Here is a 16,871-nt window from a genome sequence, read left to right as displayed (position 1 = left end):
TGCTCACGCGGAGGTCGCCGAGCTCGCAGCGATCTTCCATCTGGATCGTTCTGCGTTCGCGGCGCGTGCTGCGTGAGCGCGTCCGTCGCCGTCCTGTCGGCCCGGCTGGAACGCCTCTACGACGACTACAACCGTGAGGACGCGGCCGCGGACCCGGTGCAGATCGTGCGCCGCTACGAGGCGCGCGACGACCAGGAGGTGGTGGGGTTCTGCGCCGCGGCGCTGGCGTTCGGGCGCGTCGCCAGCGTGCTGAACACGGTCGAGGCGCTGGCGCGGGTGATGGGGCCGCGGCCGGCGGCGTACGTGCGGGGGTTCAATCCAAAGGGGCCGCATCCCGAGCTGCGCGCCATGGTGCACCGCTGGACGCGGGGCGCCGACATCGTCGCGCTGCTCTGGATCCTGCGGCAGATGATCGACCGCGCCGGATCGATCGAAGCATTCTTCCTGGAAGGCTACGATCCGGCCGCGGTGGACCTGGGTGGCGCGCTCGACAGCTTCTCGCGGCGGGCGCTGGCGCTGGACGTGCGTGCGGTGTACGGCAGCCGCGCGCCGAAACGCACCGGTGTGTGTTACTTCTTTCCCCGGCCGTCGGCGGGCTCCGGCTGCAAGCGGCTGAACCTGTTCCTGCGGTGGATGGTACGGCGCGACGCGGTGGACCTCGGCGCGTGGACCCGGGTGCCCGCCGCCAAGCTGATCGTCCCGCTCGACACGCACGTGATCCGGCTGGGCCGCTGCCTGCGCCTGACGCGCTACCGCTCGCCCGGGTGGCGCATGGCGGCCGAGATCACCGCCTCGCTGCGGGCGATCGATCCGGTCGATCCGGTGCGGTTCGATTTCTCGCTGTGCCACGTCGGCATGATGAACGCCTGCGGCTTCGGCCGCCGGCAGGGAGATGCGCAATGTCCGCTGAAGGGAATCTGCCGGCCCCGCGGCCGCGCCGCACGCGCGGCGGCGGGGCGGTCGCGGCGCTCATCGCCGCGTTCGTAGTCGCGATCGCCGGCTTCGCGGGCGGCTTCTTCCTCGGCGCCCGGCGGGCCGTCAGCGTCGTCCCGTCGCCGTCGCAGGACGCGGTGGCGTTCGTGCTGGAAGGGCGCTGCGCGGCCGGACGGTGCCAGTCCCTGTGGGTCGGTCCCGATACCAAGCGCGCGCGCCGGGTGCAGGCGCTCAGCGGCCCGAGCGAGGAAGCGGGCGAGATCGCCTGGACCCCCGATGGCGCGAGAGTCGGCTTCGTGGTCAATGGCTACCAGCTCCGGGTGTTCGACGGCAGAACTGGGGCCGCGCTCGGCGCCGTCGCGATCATCGACCCCGACGGTTTTCCGTCGAGCCGCATCGCCCGCGGCGTCACGTTCTCGAGCAACGGCAACGCGGTGACCTTCGACGATTGCCCGCGTCATCACTCCGGGTGCAAGCCGGGAATGCTCGCGATCAAGCCGTAGATGTTCTCGCTCCATATCGACACGGCGCGGACGTGGCGCGGCGGCCAGAACCAGGTGCTGCTCACCGTACTCGGCCTGCGCTCGCTCGGCCACCGCTCGATGCTCGTCGCCCATGCCGCCGGCGAGCTTCGCCAGCGCGCGCAGGAAGGCCTGGACCTGGTCCCGATTGCGCCGAAGACCGAGATGGATCTCAGTGCCGCGTGGCGGCTGTCGCGGCTGATCAAGCAGCTGCAGCCCGACGTGCTGCACGCGCACGACCCGCACGGCGTCGCGATGGCGGCGCTGGCGCTGTCGATGAGCACCCAGCTCGCCAAGCCGCCGCTGGTCGCGGCGCGCCGGGTCGACTTCCACCTGAAGGCGAACGCGTTCTCGCGCTGGAAGTACCGGCAGGTCGACCTCTTCATCTGCGCCTCCGAGGCGATCCGCCGGATGCTGATCGGCGACGGCGTGCCGGCGTCGCGCACCGTGGTGGTGCACGAGGGGATCGACATCGGCCACGTCGAAGCCGCGCCGGCGGCGGATCTCCACGCCGAGCTGTGGCTGCCGCACAATTCGCCGATCGTCGGCAACGTCGCCGCGCTGGTGCCGCACAAGGGGCAGCGGCACCTGATCGAGGCCGCCGCGCTCGTCGTCAAGAAAGTGCCGGACGCGCGGTTCGTGATCGCCGGCGAGGGAGAGCTGCGTCCCGCGCTGGAGCGGATGATCAGGGAGCATCGCCTCGAGAAGCACGTGTTCCTCGCCGGTTTCCGTCCGGACATCCTGTCGGTGCACAAGGCGTTCGACATCTTCGTCATGAGCTCGGTCACCGAGGGGCTCGGCACGTCGCTGCTCGACGCGATGGCGTGCGGCAAGCCGATCGTGGCGACGACGGCCGGCGGAATGCCGGAAGTCGTGGTCGACGGCCGCACCGGGCTGCTGGTCCCGCCGCGCGATCACGCGGCCATGGCGGACGCGATCGTCCGGCTGCTGACGGACCGGGCCATGCGCGCCGAAATGGCGGCCGCGGCGCGGGCGCGCGTCCGCGCCGGTTTCAGCGCCGAGCGGATGGTGGAGGAGACGCTGAACGTCTACCGCCGCGTCGCGATGCACGCCCACGTCGAGGCCTGACCGCGCCGACCGGCGGCCGCCGGCCGCTGAGCGCCTACCGCTTCCCGCCGACCGCCGACGGCTGGCCGCCTGCCGCTCCTTGTTCCCACGCCTTGGCCAGCTTCAGGAACACGTAATAGGAGTTGAGGATCGACACGACGAGCCCCGCGCCGCCGTTGCGGAACCCGCCACGGAGCACGTAATTGCGCAGGAACGCGAACCACGGGTGAAGGAAGAGGCCGCCAATCGACGGCTTCCGCCCTTCCGCGCGCATCTGGTCGGCGGCCAGCGTCGTGTAGCGATCGATCGTCTGCAGGTGGTGGCTGATGTCGCGGTAGGGGAAGTGCTGCAGGTCGTGATCGAGGCGGCCCGGTTCTCCGTTCAGCGCCACCGACTCGTGAACCGGCCGGCGGTTCCACTGCCCGGCGCGGCGATCGTAGAGCCGCAACTGATAGTCCGGATACCAGTCGGTCCCGCGGATCCATCGTCCGAGGTAGTGGCTGATCCGCGGGATGCGATAGCCGCGATGCGGCGGCTCCGATCGCAGAAGCGCCTGGATCTCCGACGCCAGTCCGGCCGGGACGCGCTCGTCAGCGTCGAGCGACAGGATCCAGTCGTGCGAGGCGAGCGCGGCGGCGTGGTTCTTCTGCGCGCTGTAGCCGGGCCAGGCCCTGACCTCGACCCGTGCGCCGCGGCGCCGCGCGATCGCCGCCGTGTCGTCCGTGCTCTCGGCATCGACGACGACGATTTCGTCCGCCCACGCGACGGACGCCAGCGCCGCCTCGATGTTCGCCGCCTCGTTCCGCGTAATGACCGTGACGGTCAGCTTTGGCACTGGGGGAGTCTAACGCTGTCAACTCCCAAGCCCCAATGCCCAATTCCCAAGCCCCAATTCCCAAGCCCACGCTGCGGGATCGGGAGTGATCGCGACTCAGCGTATCGGCGCGATCTGCACCGCCTCGAAGTCGACGAGCGACTGGTTGTAGTCGATGGTCGCGCGCAGCTCCGCCTGGCGGGCGCGGGCGAGGTCGCGCTGCGACTGCAGCAGCTCGAACGTGGTCGCGAGACCGACAGCGAATCGCTTGTTGTCCGCATCCAGGCGCTGCTGGGCGAGCTCCCGGGCGCGGCGCGTGGCTTCGACGCGGCGGAGACCGGTGGTCACCTGACGCGCCGCGTCGCGCACCGACTGCGTCACCGCCAGCTCGAGGTTCGCCAGCGTCACCTGCTCCTGCTGCTTCTGCAGCCGCGCCTGCGCGTGGGCCGCGTCGGCCGTGCTCGTGCCGAGCGGATACGAGACGTTCACCGCCACGCTCCAGGTCTTGAAGTCGTTGGCGAAGACGTCACGGACGGCATCGGTAAAGCTGCGGATCGTCGGGTCGACCAGATTGCCGAACTCGTCGCGGCTGTAGCGCGTCCCCGCGACGCCCGCGAGGCCGTAGCGCGCCTGGAGATCGATGGCCGGCAGCTTCTGGTTCGCGGCGAAGCGCATGCCGATGTCGGTGTTCTCCATCTGCTTCCGGAACTCGCGCAGGTCGCTGCGATTCTGCAGCGCGTTCTTGACCGCGGCGTCCAGGTCGATTTGCCGCGGCGCGAGATTCGGCTGCTCGGCCGGCGCGAACCGCGTTCCCCAGAAGCCAGGCTGGTTCGGGTTCATCACCAGCGCGCGCAGGTTGTCCTGGGCCGCCTCGATCTGCGCCTGCGCCAGAATCACCGCTTCCTCGTTGCTCGCCACCTCCGCTTCCGCGGTGACGATGTCGATCGGCGCCATGGTGCCGACTTCGACGCGGGTCTGGTTGTTCTTCAACGAGGTGCGCGCCACTTCCAGCGACTGCTGCGCGACGTCGAGCCCGGCGAGAGCCCCCACCAGCTGGTAGTAGGCCGCCCGCACGTTCCGCGACGTCTGCGTGATGCGCTGCTGCAGCTGGATGTCGGCGATGGTCGCGTTGTTCTGGCTGGTCCAGAGCTGCTGCCGCAGGCCGTCGATCTTGAAGTTGCGCAGCAGCGGCTGGTTGAACACGGCGTTCAGCCCGGAGCCGAGCTGCGGGTTGAACACCGAGTTGATCGCGTTCGTCGTCGCCTTCGATCCGTCGAACGAGACCGAGTAGTTGCTGCCGAGCCATTTCAGGTTCTGCTGGACGCCGCCCTGGCTCGAGAAGTTCGCGCTGGTCGAGATTGCCTGGCCGACGCCGCTGGTGTTGAAGTCGGTCGGCGGCGCGGTGCTGCTGCGGCGGCTGGCGCTCGAAAAGAGCGTCGGCGTGAACGCCGCATTGGCGCGCGCGATGCCGAGCACCTGGATCTGCGGGTTCAACTTCTCGGTCTGGATGCCGAGATTGTTCTCGAGCGCCATCCGGACCGCTTCTTCGATGGTCAACGGGGTGCCTTGCGCCGGCGCCGGCTGGGCGCTCTGCGGCGCCGGGGCGGCCGGAGCAGTCTGTCCGAAAGCGGACATCGGCGTGCCGGAAGCGAACAGAAGGGTAACCGCGCCGGCTGCCGCCCGCCGCGCGATTGAGGCCCGAAATTGCGGGTACAAACGCATTACAGTGCTCTCCAGAGTGGTGGAACCAAAGGGTGCTGCCCGGACGAACAGCAAAATCCGTTGCGGGCCCGTCGACGCGACGCTCCCAAGGGCTTTCTGTTGGACGGCCGCGAGCGCCTGACGGTTCGGACGGCTGTGGTCAAATAGGGAAACTTATGCGCATTTCGACCCGTTCGTTCGTGCTGCTCTCCGTCTTCCTGACCGCGCCCGGCCTGCTCGCCCGGACCGCGTCCCGCCAGGCCGACAAGGACGCGCCGGCGAAGACCGACAAGTTCGCGCTGACCGTCGACAGCATCATGCGCGGGCCCGACCTGGTGGGTTATCCGCCCGACAACCTGCGATGGTCGGCCGATTCGCAGAAGCTGTACTTCGACTGGCGCAAGCCCGGCGAAGACGAAGCCTCCACCTACTGGGTGCCGCGGGACGGCGGCACGCCGGTGCGGCTCGACGACGCGCAGAAGAAGAACGTCCCGCCGGCGAACGGGCGTTGGGACAAGGCGCACACGCGCGTCGTCTTTGCCGATCGCGGCGACATCGTCGTGCTCGACGCCTCCGGCCAGAGGCGCTGGATTACGCGGACGACCGCCGGCGAGGGCAATCCGCGCTGGGCGCGCAACGACACCGCGATCACCTACGTCCGCGAAGGCAATCTCTTCGTCGTCCCGCTCGACGGGACCGGCAGCGCCGTCGTGCAGCAGCTCACGGACGTCGGCCCGCGGCGGCCGGAGCCGCGCCTCACCGACAGCCAGCGGTTCATCCGCGACGAGCAGGAAAAGCTGCTCGAGGTGATCAAGGAACAGAAGGAACAGAAGAAGAAGGCCGAAAATCGCGCCAGGCAGGACAAGCTGCCGGCGCTCGAGCTGCAGGAGCGGCAGAGCGCGACGGACCTCATGCTGTCGCCGGACGACACCCACGTGTTCGTGCTGGTATCCGAGCGGCCCGCCGCGGCGCGCAACGTCATCGTGCCCAACTACGTCACCGAAACCGGCTACGCGGAGGACATTCCTGGCCGCACCGCGGTCGGCGACGCGCAGAACCGCACCCTGCTCGCGGTGATGAACCTCGAGACGGGCAAGACCGTGTGGGCCGACGCGAGCTTCGCGCCGCCGGTCGACGAGCCCGCGGCGCGCCCGGCGCAGGGACAGCCGGCGGCGCCCGCGACCGCGCCGGGGCCGCCAGCCCAGGGGCGGTCCGAGGGACCCGGCCGGCGCGCCGAGCGCGAGGTCCGGTGGTCCATGCCGCAGGTGTCCGACGACGGCAGGCTGACGATCGCGAGCGCGCGCTCGGCGGACAACAAGGATCGGTGGTACGTCGCCATCGACGCGGAAAGCGGCAGGACCCGCGTCGTCGATACCCTGCACGACGACGCGTGGATTCGTGAAGCCGGCGGCGGTTTCGGGACCTCGGGCGTCGACTTCCTGCCCGACGACAAGCGGGTGTGGTTCCTGTCCGAGCGGGACGGCTGGATGCATCTCTACACGCTGGACGTGAGCGACACGTCGGCGAAGCCGAAGCAGCTCACGAGCGGGAAGTGGGAGATCGCGAGCGCGGCGCTGTCGCGCGACGGGCAGACGTTCTTCGTCACCAGCACGGAGCAGCACCCCGGCGAGCGCCACCTCTACACGGTGCCGGTCGAGGGAGGCGCGCGCACGAAGGTCACGTCGATGACCGGTTCGAACGTCGCCGAAGTGTCACCCGACGAGTCCACGCTCGGTCTCGTCCACTCGTACAGCACGAAGCCGCCCGAAGTCTACGTCATGCCGAATCGTCCGGGCGCGACGGCGAAGCAGGTGACGACGACGCCCACCGAGGAGTGGCGCGGCTTCAACTGGATCGACCCGAAGGTGATCACGTTCAAGGCGCGCGATGGGGTGGACGTCTACGCGCGGCTGTTCACGCCGGAGATGATCGGCGCCAGGCGGGACCCCGCGCATCCCGGCGTGGTGTTCGTCCACGGCGCCGGCTACCTGCAGAACGCGCACAAGTACTGGTCCACCTACTTCCGCGAGTACATGTTCCACAACCTGCTCGCCTCCCGCGGCTACGTCGTCCTCGACGTCGACTACCGCGCCAGTTCCGGCTACGGCCGCGACTGGCGCACGGCGATCTACCGGCACATGGGCGGCAAGGATCTGGAGGACGTCGTCGACGGCGCGAAGTACCTGGTCGAGAAGGAGCAGGTGCATGCCAGGCGGATCGGCGTCTACGGCGGGAGCTATGGCGGGTTCATCACGCTGATGGCGATGTTCACGACCCCAGACGTGTTCGCCGCGGGCGCGGCGCTGCGTCCGGTGACCGACTGGGCGCACTACAACCACGGCTACACGTCGAACATCCTCAACGTGCCGCAGAAGGACGCCGAGGCGTATCGCAAGAGCTCGCCGATCTACTTCGCGGACGGACTGAAGGGCGCGCTCCTGATCTGCCACGGCATGGTCGACACCAACGTGCTGTTCCAGGATTCGGTGCGGCTCGCGCAGCGGCTGATCGAGCTGCGCAAGGAGAACTGGGAGCTGGCGCCGTACCCGGTGGAGAACCACGGGTTCGAGCGCGCGTCGAGCTGGGCGGACGAATACAAGCGGATCTTGAAGTTGTTCGAGCAGAACCTGCGGACGGGCGTCGCGCGGAACGGAAAGACGACGCAGTGATCGGGGACCGAGGGTCGAGGGTCGAGGGTCGATGACCGATAGCGAAGTACTCGAGTTGTTTCGTCACGCCGGGGCGCTGCTCGAAGGGCATTTCAAGCTGTCGTCGGGACTGCACAGCGATCGGTATCTGCAGAGCGCGCTCGTGCTGCAGTTTCCCGATTTCGCCGAACGGCTGGGGGCCGCGCTGGCGGCGCGGCTCGCACATCTGCAGCCGACGGCGGTGCTGTCGCCCGCGCTCGGCGGCATCGTGATCGGGCAGGAGGTCGGCCGGGCGCTGCACGTGCGCGCGATCTTCGCGGAGCGGCAGGAGGGCAGGCTGACGCTGCGCCGCGGCTTCACGCTCTCGCCGGCGGATCGCGTGGTCGTCGTCGAAGACGTGATCACCACGGGCTTGTCGACGCGCGAGACGATCGAGGCGGCCGAGGCCGCCGGCGCGCAGGTGCTGGGCGCCGCGGCGATCATCGACCGCGGCGCGGACGCGTCGCGTCTGAACGTGCCGCTCCAGGCGCTCGTGCGCATGCAGGTGGCCGCGTATCAGCCGGAGACGTGTCCGCTCTGTGCCGCCGGCCAGCCGGTGGTCAAGCCGGGCAGCCGGAGCTGAGATCGGGGATCGAGGATCGAGGATCGAGGATCGAGGAGCGAGGTGCGAGGGTCGATATCGATCACCCGGTTCCCGATCGCCCGATCGCCCGATCACCCGATCGCCCGATCACCCGATCACCCGATCACCCGATGACCCGATGACCCGATGACCCGATGGCCGTCTGATGCGAACGATCAAGCTGACGGTTGCCTACGACGGCACTGATTTCGTCGGCTGGCAGCGGCAGGAGCGCGGGCGATCGATCCAGGGACTGATCGAGGCGGCGCTGAGCGAGATCGACGGGGCGCCGGTGACGCTGCACGGCGCCGGGCGGACGGATGCGGGTGTGCACGCGCTGGCGCAGGTGGCGAGCGCGCGCATCGCGGCGTCGATCGGGGACGCACAACTGGTGCGCGCGCTGAACGCGCACCTTCCCGACGCGATCCGCGTCACCGCGGCGAGCACCGAGCCGGACGATTTTCACGCGCGCTTCGACGCGATCGCCAAGGCCTACGAGTACCGCATCTGGAACGGAAGGACGCTGCCGCCGTTCATCCGGCTGTACGCCTGGCACATCCCCGAGCCGCTCGACGTCGAGGCGATGCGGGAAGGGGCGCGCGCCATTGTCGGCGAGCACGATTTCGCGGCGTTCCGCGGCGCGGGCGGCGTCAATCACACCACGGTGCGAACGATTGCGTCGGCCGGCTGGAGGGTCGACGGCGCGGCGCTGACGTTCGCGGTGGCGGGCAGCGGATTCCTGCGCTACATGGTGCGCAGCCTGGCGGGAACGCTGGTCGAGATCGGCCGAGGGGCTCGCCCCGCCTCCGACATGGCCGGGCTGCTGCGGTCGCGCGACCGCACGGCGGTCGGCCGCACCGCGCCGCCGCGCGGCCTGTTCCTCGTCCGGGTCGATTACCGGTGACGCGGATCGCTTGCTAGAATGAACGGCTAGCCATGAGCCTCGAAGACGTCCTCGCGTCGATCACGCCCGGCTCGGCCGAAGAGGCGCTGGCGCGGCAGGTGGATTTCGATCGGCTGCCGGCGCACATCGCCGTGATCATGGACGGCAACGGACGGTGGGCGGCGCAGCGGCATCTGCCGCGGGTCGAAGGGCACCGCGCCGGGATCGACGCGGTGCGGGACACCGTCGAAGGCTCCGCCCGGCTCGGCATCAAGGTGCTGACGCTCTACGCGTTCTCGGTCGAGAACTGGAAGCGGCCGGCGGCGGAAGTGTCGACGCTGATGCTGCTGCTCAAGCGCTATCTCCGCTCCGAGCTGAACACGCTGCTGCGCAACGACATCCGCTTCAAGGTGATCGGCCGCATGGAAGATCTCGGGCGCGACGTGCAGCGCGAGCTGCGCGACGCGGAAGAGAAGACCGCGGCCAACGGCGGCATGCAGTTCAACATCGCGCTGAATTACGGCGGCCGCGCCGAGATCGTCGAAGCGGCGCGGCGCATGGTGCGCGACGGCCTCGCGCCGGAGCAGATCGACGAGCCGCGCGTCTCGTCCTACCTCTACACCGCCGGCCAGCCCGATCCCGACCTGCTGATCCGCACCAGCGGCGAGATGCGCGTCAGCAACTTCCTCTTGTGGCAGATCGCCTACGCCGAGATCTGGGTCACCGACACGCTGTGGCCCGATTTCCGGCAGCGCCACCTGCTCGAGGCGATCCTCGCGTACCAGAAGCGCGACCGCCGTTTCGGCGGCGTCACGCAGCCGGCGGTGGCCGGGCGGTGAACTGCCGCCGCCCGCCTGCCGCTGTGCGCCTGCCGCTGTCCGCCATCCGCTTGCCGCGGTCCGCGATCCGCCCGCCGCGATGACCAGGGTGCTCTCGGCCCTCGTGATGCTGCCGGTCGTCATCGGCACGATCTGGTTTCTGCCGCCGGCGGCGACCTTCGTGCTCGCCCTCGTGGCCGCCGTGCTGGCATTCTCCGAGTACCGGTCGATGGCAGGAGCGCTTGGCGCCGAGGTCCCGATGATCACCGGCGCGACGCTGGTGGCGCTGTTGTGCTTCGCCATGTGGCGCGCCGACAACGACGGCCTGGCGGGGGCGTTTCCAAATGTGGTCTACCTGGCGCTGATGGCCGGGTTGATCGTGGCTGGCGCCGCGGCCGTCGCCCGCGGCCGCCCGGCCCCGGGGTCACTCGCGGATGCCGCGGCGATGATCTTCGGCGCGGTCTATCTCGGCCTGCCGCTCGGTGCCCTCGCATGGACGCGCGGCGGCAACGGCGTGATGGCAACGCCCGACTTCATCGTGGATCTGCCGGATGGCCGCCTGCGGGTGCTGCTCCTCATGGCCGTCATCGTCGTCAGCGATTCCGCGCAGTACTACACCGGTCGAGCGTTCGGCCGGCGCCCTCTCGCCCCGGCGATCAGTCCCAAGAAAACCGTCGAGGGGGCGATAGGAGGCGTGGTCTTCGGCACGTTCGCCATGGCACTCGGCGGTCAGTATGTGTTCGCTTCACCGACATGGATACTGGCGCTTCTCGGCGCCGCGATTTCACTGCTCGGGATCGTGGGCGATCTCTTCGAGTCCCTGCTCAAGCGGAGCGCCGGGATCAAAGACTCGTCGCACCTGATTCCCGGCCACGGCGGTGTGCTCGACCGCATCGACAGCTGGCTCTTTGCGGCGCCCGTCTATTACGTCTTCGTCAGGTTCGTCGCATGAAGGGGATCGCCATCCTCGGCTCCACCGGCTCGATCGGCCAGAGCGCGCTCGCGGTCGTCGACGCACACCCGCGCGAGCTGCGCGTCGTCGGACTCGCGGCCGGCGGCAATGCGGCGCGGCTCGCCAGGCAGGTCGAGCGTTACCGGCCGTCGCGCGCCGCGCTCGCGACCGAGCAGGGGCCGCAGGGGCTCATCGACGTGGCCACCCATCCCGACGCGGACGTGGTGCTGTTCGCGTCTTCCGGGACGGCGGCGCTCGACGCCGTGCTGGCGGCGATCGAGGCCGGCAAGACGATCGCGCTCGCCAACAAGGAGATTCTCGTCATGGCGGGCGCGCTGGTGATGGCGGCGGCGCAGGCGCGGGGCGTGGCGGTGCTGCCGGTGGACAGCGAGCACAACGCGATTCATCAATGCCTGCACGGGCGGCGCTCGTCCGAGATCAAACGCCTGATTCTGACCGCCTCGGGCGGGCCGTTCCGCGGCCTGCCGGCGCGCGACCTCGCGAACGTCTCCGCGGCGGACGCGCTGAACCATCCCACCTGGCGGATGGGACCGAAGATCACGGTCGATTCGGCGACGCTGATGAACAAGGGGCTGGAGGTGATCGAGGCGCGGTGGCTGTTCGCCGTCGACGCCGGCCGCATCGACGTGCTGGTGCACCCGCAGTCGATCGTGCACTCGATGGTGGAGCTGATCGACGGATCCGTGATCGCGCAACTTGGCGTGACGGATATGCGTCTACCGATTCAGTATGCGTTCTCCTACCCGGATCGCTGGCCGGCGCCGCTGCCGTCTCTCGATCTGGCGCGCGCGGGCCGGCTGGAGTTCGAGCCGGCCGATACGGTGCGCTTCCCGTGCCTGGCGCTGGCCTTCCGCGCGCTGCGCGGCGGCGCAGGGCTCCCCATCGTGCTGAACGCCGCCAACGAGGTCGCGGTCGCCGCATTCCTCGACGAGCGGCTGGCGTTTACCGGCATTGCCGACGTCATCTGCCGGGCGATGGATGCGTTCGAGAACGAACACCCTGTCGCGCCGTTGCACGGTCTTGCAGAGGTCCGCGCCATCGACGCCTGGGCCCGGGCGTTCGCGGCGCGGGCCGCCACTGGGGTACAATCGACGTCTTGATTCTCAGGTGAAATCTTGACCATTCTCGCCTTCCTCTTCGTGCTCGGCGTGCTGATCTTCGTACACGAGCTCGGCCACTTCCTGATGGCGCGCCGCATCGGCGTGCGCGTGCTGACGTTCTCGCTCGGCTTCGGGCCGAAGCTCGTGAACTTCAAGCGCGGCGGCACCGAGTACTGCATCAGCGCCATCCCGCTCGGCGGCTACGTGAAGATGGCGGGCGAGAACCCCGAAGACTCCCGCACCGGGGCGCAGGACGAGTTCCTGTCGAAGGGCAAGTGGCAGCGGTTCCAGGTCCTGGTGATGGGGCCGGTGATGAACCTGCTGCTGGCGATCGTGGTCATGGCGCTGGTGTACTACCAGGGCGCGCAGGTTCCGCAGTTCGAGCAGCAGCCGGTGGTGATCGGCACCTTTACCGCCGATTCGGTTGCCGCCAGGGCCGGCCTCAAACCGGGGGACCGCATCGTCAGCGTCGACGGCGATCCGGTCGACACCTGGGAAAAGTTCGGGATGGCGATCGTCTCGAAGGCGAAGCGCAGCGTGACGATCGGCTACGTGCGCGACGGCCGCGCCGGTGAAGTGATCGTCGTGCCGACCGCCCAGGGCAAGTACGAGATGGGCGACATCGGCGTGCACCCGCAGATCCATCCGGAATTCGACGAGATCGTGCCGAACCAGCCGGCCGCTCAGGCCGGTGTGCAGAAGGGCGACGTCGTCCTCGCGCTCGACAACGAGGTGCCGGTCTCGTACGACCAGCTGATCGAAACGCTCCGTTCGAGTCCCGGGAAGACGCTCGTGCTGCAGATCAAGCGCGGCGAGACCGTGCAGACCGTCAATCTGACGCCGCAGCACCTGGGCACCACGCTCATGGTGAACGGCGTCGAGACGCCGATTGCCACCGTCGGCGCGAAGATCCTGCCGTGGGAAACCCGCACCGTGAACCCCGGCATCGCTGAAGCGTTCAAGCTGAGTCTGCAGAAGAACTGGGAGTGGACGCGGCTCATCGTCGAGACGCTCGGCGGATTGTTCACCCGCGAAACGTCGGTCAAGCAGCTGATGGGGCCGGTCGCGATCGCCGATCTCTCCGGCGCCGCGGCGCAGGCGGGCTGGATCTCGCTCTTCAGCCTGATGGCGATGATCAGCCTGAACCTCGGGCTCCTGAATCTGATGCCGATCCCCGTCCTCGACGGCGGCCACATCTTCATCCTCGCGCTCGAAGGACTGGCGCGCCGCGACTTCAGCATGCGGGTCAAGGAGAAGATGCTCCTCGCCGGCTTCGTCCTGCTGCTGATGCTGATGGTCACCGTGATCTACAACGACTTGATGCGGATTCAATGGATCGAAAAGCTCGTGCCCTGGCGCTAGCCGCCGTCCTCTTCGCCGCGGCCGGCGTTTCTCACGCACAGCAGCAGCGGCCAGCCGCCGCGCTGACGGATCCGGATCCTCTCGGAACCGGCACCTTTTCGATCCTTGGCTACGATCCGGCGACCGGCGAGCTGGGCGGCGCCGTGCAGTCGCGCGTCTTCTCGGTCGGCAACGGCGTGCTCTGGGCGGAAGCAGAAGTCGGCATCGCCGCGACGCAGGCCATCGTCGACGTCAGCTACGGACCGAAGTCGCTGGCGCTGCTCCGCGCCGGTCTGCGCCCGGACGCGATCATCCGCGCGATTCTCGACAGCGATCCCGATCCCGGCTACGGCGGCCAGCCGTGGCCCAAGGCCGGGCGGCAGTTCGCGGTGATGGATCCGAAGGGGAGCTACGCCGCCCACACCGGTCCGCAGGCGTCCACGTGGGCCGGGCACAAGGGCGGCAAGTACTGCACTGCGCAGGGCAACATCCTCGCCGGCGAGGCGGTCGTCGCGAACATGGTCAAGGCGTTCGAGGAAACGACCGGCGCCCTGTCGATGCGCCTGGTCGCGGCGCTCGAGGCCGGCCAGGCGGCCGGCGGCGATACCCGCGGCCAGCAGTCCGCCGCGCTGATCGTCGTGAAGAAGGGCTGCGGGGTGTGGTTGAACAACGACACCGTGCTGCGCCTCCAGGTCGACGACAATCCCGAGCCGATCAAGGAGCTGCGCCGTGTCGTGGAGCGTTCGCTCTCGCGCCGCTCGCGCCCGGGATGCGAAGGGGTGAACGCGGCACCGCGGTGACAGCGGTCAGCTGTCCGCTTCCAGCTTCAGCTATTTCTTTTTCTTGGCGGCCAGCCGGGCGTAGTCGGCCTCAGCGGCCACGTAGACGGGCTGCATCCAGAGTCCGCGATTCTTCTCGACGATCTGCTTGAGGTCTTCCCGGGCGGCGTCTTCCTTTCCGTCGAGCAGCGCCTCAATCGCCGCCAGATACTTCGCCGAGAGCGGCTCGGCGGCGTTCACCTTCTGTTTGGCCACCGTTCCCGGGAATCTGATCCGGGTCGATGGCGCGACGGCTGGGCCCTCGGGAACGGGGCGCTGCGCTGGTTTGCCTCCCGCGCGCCGCTCCGCGAGATAGGCAAAGACGCCGGGAGCGGCGCAGTCCTTGTACGTGGCGCGTGAGCGATCGAAGTCAGCGGCCAGGTACTGCGCCAGCGCGAGGCTGCACCGCGCCTCCGGAAGCTTCGTCGCCTTCGTCAGATCGCGCGCCGCGACGTCGAACTTGCGAATGACGATGTAGCCGCGGCCGCGCTCGAGAAACAGCTCCGCCGCCTCAGGGTTGGCTTCGATCCCCTGGGTCAGGATCACCAGCGCGTCGCCGACGCGCCCCAGTGCGAGATGCGCGCGTGACAGCGCGAGGACTTCGGCGGCGCCGCCCGGCTTCGCCGTGTACGCCGCGTGCGCGCGCGCCAGCTCCGCGTCGGCGGCGGCGCGTTCCGCTTTCGCCAGCTTCGGCGCGTACAGCGGTTCACCGAGCAGCGACAGCGTTTCCGGCTGCTGCGCGAGGAGCGCGCCGAGAGCGAACACCAGCAACACGCACATAGAATAGCTGCTTGCGCATTCGCGAGGAATTGCGGCCCATGCTGTCGCTCTCCGCGCCGGTGATCGTCGCCGAGCTCGGGTGGGTGACGATGGGCATCGTCGACATGGTGATGGTCGGGCGCCTCGGGCCCGACGCCATCGGCGCCGTCGGCATCGCAAGTTCGCTGTTCATCGCCGTCGGCGTCTTCGCGATGGGGCTGCTGCTCGGCCTCGATCCGCTGGTCGCGCAGGCGTTCGGCGCGAGGCGCATCGACGACTGCCATCGCTGGCTCGTGGCCGGCGTCTGGCTCGCCGCGCTGGCGACGCCGCCGACCATCGGCGTGGTGTATCTGATGAACCGCGCGCTGCCCCATCTCGGACTGCCGCCGCCGGTCGTGGCCCTGGCGCAGCCGTACCTCTCGGTCGTCGGCTGGAGCCTGCCACCGCTGCTCCTGTACGTCGCCTTCCGGCGCTATCTCCAGGCGATGAACATCGTCCGCGCCGTCACCTACACGCTGGTCATCGCCAACGTGACCAACGCCCTCGCCAACTGGGTGTTGATCTTCGGCCACTACGGGGCGCCGCAGCTGGGGGTCACCGGCGCGGCGTGGGCGACGCTGGCCTCGCGCATCGTGATGGCGGCGGCGCTGTTCGTGGTGATCCTCCGGCACGAGCGGCGCATGCAGCCGCGCCTGCGCGAGACGCCGCTCGCGCTCGATATGCCGCGCGTCCGGCGCCTGGTGCGGCTCGGGCTTCCCGCCGGCGGTCAGATGCTCCTCGAAGTCGGCGTGTTCGCCTCGGCGACGGCGCTGGCCGGCCGCGTCTCGACCACCGCGCTCGCGGCGCATCAGATCGCGATCCAGATGGCGTCGCTCACGTTCATGATCCCCTTCGGTCTGTCATCGGCCGCGGCGGTGCGCGTCGGCCAGGCGATCGGACGCCGCGATCCCGCCGGCGCCATCGCCGCCGGCTGGACGGCAATCGCGCTCGGCGTCTCGTTCATGGCGGCCGCCGCGCTCGTCTTTCTCACCGTGCCCGGACTGCTCATCCGCATGTTCAGCGCCGATGCGGAAGTGATCGCGCTCGGCGTGCGGCTGCTGTTCGTCGCCGCGGTATTCCAGTTGTTCGATGCCCTGCAGGGCGTCACCACGGGCGCGCTCCGCGGACTGGCCGACACCCGCACCGCGATGCTGTGGAACCTCGGCGGCCATTGGGGCGTCGGTCTGCCGCTCGGTTACGTCCTGTGCTTCCACGCCGGCTACGGCGTCGTCGGGCTGTGGTGGGGATTGTCGCTGGGGCTGGTCATCTGCGGCATCAGTCTGGTCACCGTGTGGCGGATGAAAGGCATCCACCTTGCTCGTTGATCGGCAGGAGTGTGCTCATGGCTGACCTGACGCGCCGCCCCGGCCCCGGCGGCGACCCGATGCAGAGAAACCCCGAAGGCAACGCCGCGCAGGCGAGATCCGACGCTACTCAGGATGAGGTCGGCGATCGTCTCGATCCCGATTTCACGCAGCAATCCGACCGCGCCGATGGACGCGGCTCGGACGCAAACGGCATCCCCGAGTTCGACGAAGCTGAAGGAGAAGCGCGGAAGAAGACCTATCGCGAGACGGGATCTCCGATCGTCAGCCGGATCGACTAGCGATCGGGCGATCGGGCGATCGGGTGATCGGGTGATCGGGCGATCAGCGAACGGCCGCTTCCTTGCGCGGGAACTTCGACGCGACGGACTCGTCGACGAGCTCGCGGAAGGCGCGATCGAGTTCCTCGTAGGTGCCGCGGAGCGTTGCGGTGTGATGACCGTCGATGAACACGGGGCAGCTCGGTTCCTCGCCCGTACCCGGCAGGCTGATGCCGATGTTGGCGGCC

Annotated in this window: 17 protein-coding genes; 13 read left to right on the top strand and 4 right to left on the bottom strand. The window is 69.2% G+C overall.

The window, feature by feature from the left end; all coding sequences use genetic code 11:
• The first annotated feature begins 72 nt into the window (after positions 1 to 72).
• Genes VFK57_04205 through VFK57_04195 form a run of 3 tightly spaced genes read left to right on the top strand, consistent with a single transcriptional unit; the run spans position 73 to position 2,543 of the window.
• Complete coding sequence (locus VFK57_04205; GenBank protein ID HET7694887.1) at positions 73 to 987, top strand: TIGR02757 family protein; 915 nt, start codon at positions 73 to 75, stop codon at positions 985 to 987.
• Complete coding sequence (locus VFK57_04200; GenBank protein HET7694886.1) at positions 900 to 1,436, top strand: hypothetical protein; 537 nt, start codon at positions 900 to 902, stop codon at positions 1,434 to 1,436. Before VFK57_04205 ends, VFK57_04200 begins: the two co-directional genes overlap by 88 nt.
• Complete coding sequence (locus tag VFK57_04195; GenBank protein ID HET7694885.1) at positions 1,437 to 2,543, top strand: glycosyltransferase; 1,107 nt, start codon at positions 1,437 to 1,439, stop codon at positions 2,541 to 2,543.
• Positions 2,544 to 2,577: 34 nt separating this feature from the next.
• Here VFK57_04195 and VFK57_04190 read toward each other — a convergent pair whose 3' ends face one another.
• Positions 2,578 to 3,357, bottom strand: a complete 780-nt coding sequence (locus VFK57_04190) for a glycosyltransferase family 2 protein (protein ID HET7694884.1) — start codon at positions 3,355 to 3,357, stop codon at positions 2,578 to 2,580.
• 96 nt (positions 3,358 to 3,453) lie between these two features.
• Complete coding sequence (locus VFK57_04185) at positions 3,454 to 4,971, bottom strand: TolC family protein (protein HET7694883.1); 1,518 nt, start codon at positions 4,969 to 4,971, stop codon at positions 3,454 to 3,456.
• Between the two features lie 242 nt (positions 4,972 to 5,213).
• Here VFK57_04185 and VFK57_04180 point away from each other — a divergent pair, with 242 nt between their 5' ends.
• The 8 genes from VFK57_04180 to VFK57_04145 all read left to right on the top strand — a co-directional run bounded on the left by VFK57_04180 (position 5,214) and on the right by VFK57_04145 (position 14,222).
• The gene (locus VFK57_04180; protein HET7694882.1) at positions 5,214 to 7,706 is read left to right on the top strand and encodes a S9 family peptidase; all 2,493 of its coding nucleotides are present in this window, start codon (positions 5,214 to 5,216) and stop codon (positions 7,704 to 7,706) included.
• Positions 7,707 to 7,737: 31 nt separating this feature from the next.
• Positions 7,738 to 8,307 carry an orotate phosphoribosyltransferase gene (gene pyrE, locus VFK57_04175; protein HET7694881.1) on the top strand — a complete coding sequence of 190 codons (570 nt, stop codon included), beginning with the start codon at positions 7,738 to 7,740 and terminating at the stop codon, positions 8,305 to 8,307.
• 166 nt (positions 8,308 to 8,473) lie between these two features.
• Complete coding sequence (gene truA / locus VFK57_04170; protein HET7694880.1) at positions 8,474 to 9,211, top strand: tRNA pseudouridine(38-40) synthase TruA; 738 nt, start codon at positions 8,474 to 8,476, stop codon at positions 9,209 to 9,211.
• A 32-nt stretch (positions 9,212 to 9,243) separates the two neighbouring features.
• Positions 9,244 to 10,029 (top strand): isoprenyl transferase, encoded by a 786-nt coding sequence (locus tag VFK57_04165; protein ID HET7694879.1) that lies wholly within the window; start codon positions 9,244 to 9,246, stop codon positions 10,027 to 10,029.
• Positions 10,030 to 10,108: 79 nt separating this feature from the next.
• Complete coding sequence (locus VFK57_04160; GenBank protein ID HET7694878.1) at positions 10,109 to 10,960, top strand: phosphatidate cytidylyltransferase; 852 nt, start codon at positions 10,109 to 10,111, stop codon at positions 10,958 to 10,960.
• A complete protein-coding gene (gene dxr / locus VFK57_04155) occupies positions 10,957 to 12,081 on the top strand; it encodes a 1-deoxy-D-xylulose-5-phosphate reductoisomerase (protein HET7694877.1) in 1,125 nt (374 codons plus the stop codon). The genes VFK57_04160 and dxr overlap by 4 nt, the downstream gene beginning before the upstream one ends.
• A gap of 15 nt (positions 12,082 to 12,096) precedes the next feature.
• Positions 12,097 to 13,443, top strand: coding sequence for an RIP metalloprotease RseP (rseP, locus tag VFK57_04150; GenBank protein ID HET7694876.1), 1,347 nt, complete (start codon positions 12,097 to 12,099; stop codon positions 13,441 to 13,443).
• On the top strand, positions 13,413 to 14,222 hold the full coding sequence (locus VFK57_04145) for a DUF1028 domain-containing protein (GenBank protein ID HET7694875.1): 810 nt from the start codon (positions 13,413 to 13,415) through the stop codon (positions 14,220 to 14,222). The genes rseP and VFK57_04145 overlap by 31 nt, the downstream gene beginning before the upstream one ends.
• A 30-nt stretch (positions 14,223 to 14,252) precedes the next feature.
• Here VFK57_04145 and VFK57_04140 read toward each other — a convergent pair whose 3' ends face one another.
• A complete protein-coding gene (locus VFK57_04140) occupies positions 14,253 to 15,014 on the bottom strand; it encodes a hypothetical protein (GenBank protein HET7694874.1) in 762 nt (253 codons plus the stop codon).
• 44 nt (positions 15,015 to 15,058) lie between these two features.
• Between VFK57_04140 and VFK57_04135 the strand changes: the two genes are divergently transcribed.
• Positions 15,059 to 16,363 carry an MATE family efflux transporter gene (locus tag VFK57_04135; protein ID HET7694873.1) on the top strand — a complete coding sequence of 435 codons (1,305 nt, stop codon included), beginning with the start codon at positions 15,059 to 15,061 and terminating at the stop codon, positions 16,361 to 16,363.
• A gap of 17 nt (positions 16,364 to 16,380) precedes the next feature.
• On the top strand, positions 16,381 to 16,644 hold the full coding sequence (locus VFK57_04130; GenBank protein ID HET7694872.1) for a hypothetical protein: 264 nt from the start codon (positions 16,381 to 16,383) through the stop codon (positions 16,642 to 16,644).
• Between the two features lie 43 nt (positions 16,645 to 16,687).
• On the opposite strand, the gene VFK57_04125 is transcribed toward VFK57_04130, so the two are convergent.
• Positions 16,688 to 16,871, bottom strand: a 184-nt coding sequence (locus tag VFK57_04125) for a hypothetical protein (GenBank protein HET7694871.1), incomplete at its 5' end; no start/stop codon positions are given.

Source organism: Vicinamibacterales bacterium (assembly GCA_035699745.1).
In the GTDB taxonomy this organism is placed as follows: domain Bacteria; phylum Acidobacteriota; class Vicinamibacteria; order Vicinamibacterales; family 2-12-FULL-66-21; genus JAICSD01.
Note: the sequence above shows the minus strand (reverse complement) of the source record. Positions and strands in the feature narration are given on the sequence as shown.

Coding starts and splice junctions, on each gene's coding strand:
- VFK57_04200 (HET7694886.1), top strand. CDS start 900: ATGTCCGCTGAAGGGAATCTGCCGGCCCCGCGGCCGCGCCGCACGCGC.
- VFK57_04195 (HET7694885.1), top strand. CDS start 1,437: ATGTTCTCGCTCCATATCGACACGGCGCGGACGTGGCGCGGCGGCCAG.
- VFK57_04185 (HET7694883.1), bottom strand. CDS start 4,971: ATGTCCGCTTTCGGACAGACTGCTCCGGCCGCCCCGGCGCCGCAGAGC.
- VFK57_04180 (HET7694882.1), top strand. CDS start 5,214: ATGCGCATTTCGACCCGTTCGTTCGTGCTGCTCTCCGTCTTCCTGACC.
- pyrE (HET7694881.1), top strand. CDS start 7,738: ATGACCGATAGCGAAGTACTCGAGTTGTTTCGTCACGCCGGGGCGCTG.
- truA (HET7694880.1), top strand. CDS start 8,474: ATGCGAACGATCAAGCTGACGGTTGCCTACGACGGCACTGATTTCGTC.
- VFK57_04165 (HET7694879.1), top strand. CDS start 9,244: ATGAGCCTCGAAGACGTCCTCGCGTCGATCACGCCCGGCTCGGCCGAA.
- VFK57_04160 (HET7694878.1), top strand. CDS start 10,109: ATGACCAGGGTGCTCTCGGCCCTCGTGATGCTGCCGGTCGTCATCGGC.
- dxr (HET7694877.1), top strand. CDS start 10,957: ATGAAGGGGATCGCCATCCTCGGCTCCACCGGCTCGATCGGCCAGAGC.
- VFK57_04145 (HET7694875.1), top strand. CDS start 13,413: ATGGATCGAAAAGCTCGTGCCCTGGCGCTAGCCGCCGTCCTCTTCGCC.
- VFK57_04135 (HET7694873.1), top strand. CDS start 15,059: ATGCTGTCGCTCTCCGCGCCGGTGATCGTCGCCGAGCTCGGGTGGGTG.
- VFK57_04130 (HET7694872.1), top strand. CDS start 16,381: ATGGCTGACCTGACGCGCCGCCCCGGCCCCGGCGGCGACCCGATGCAG.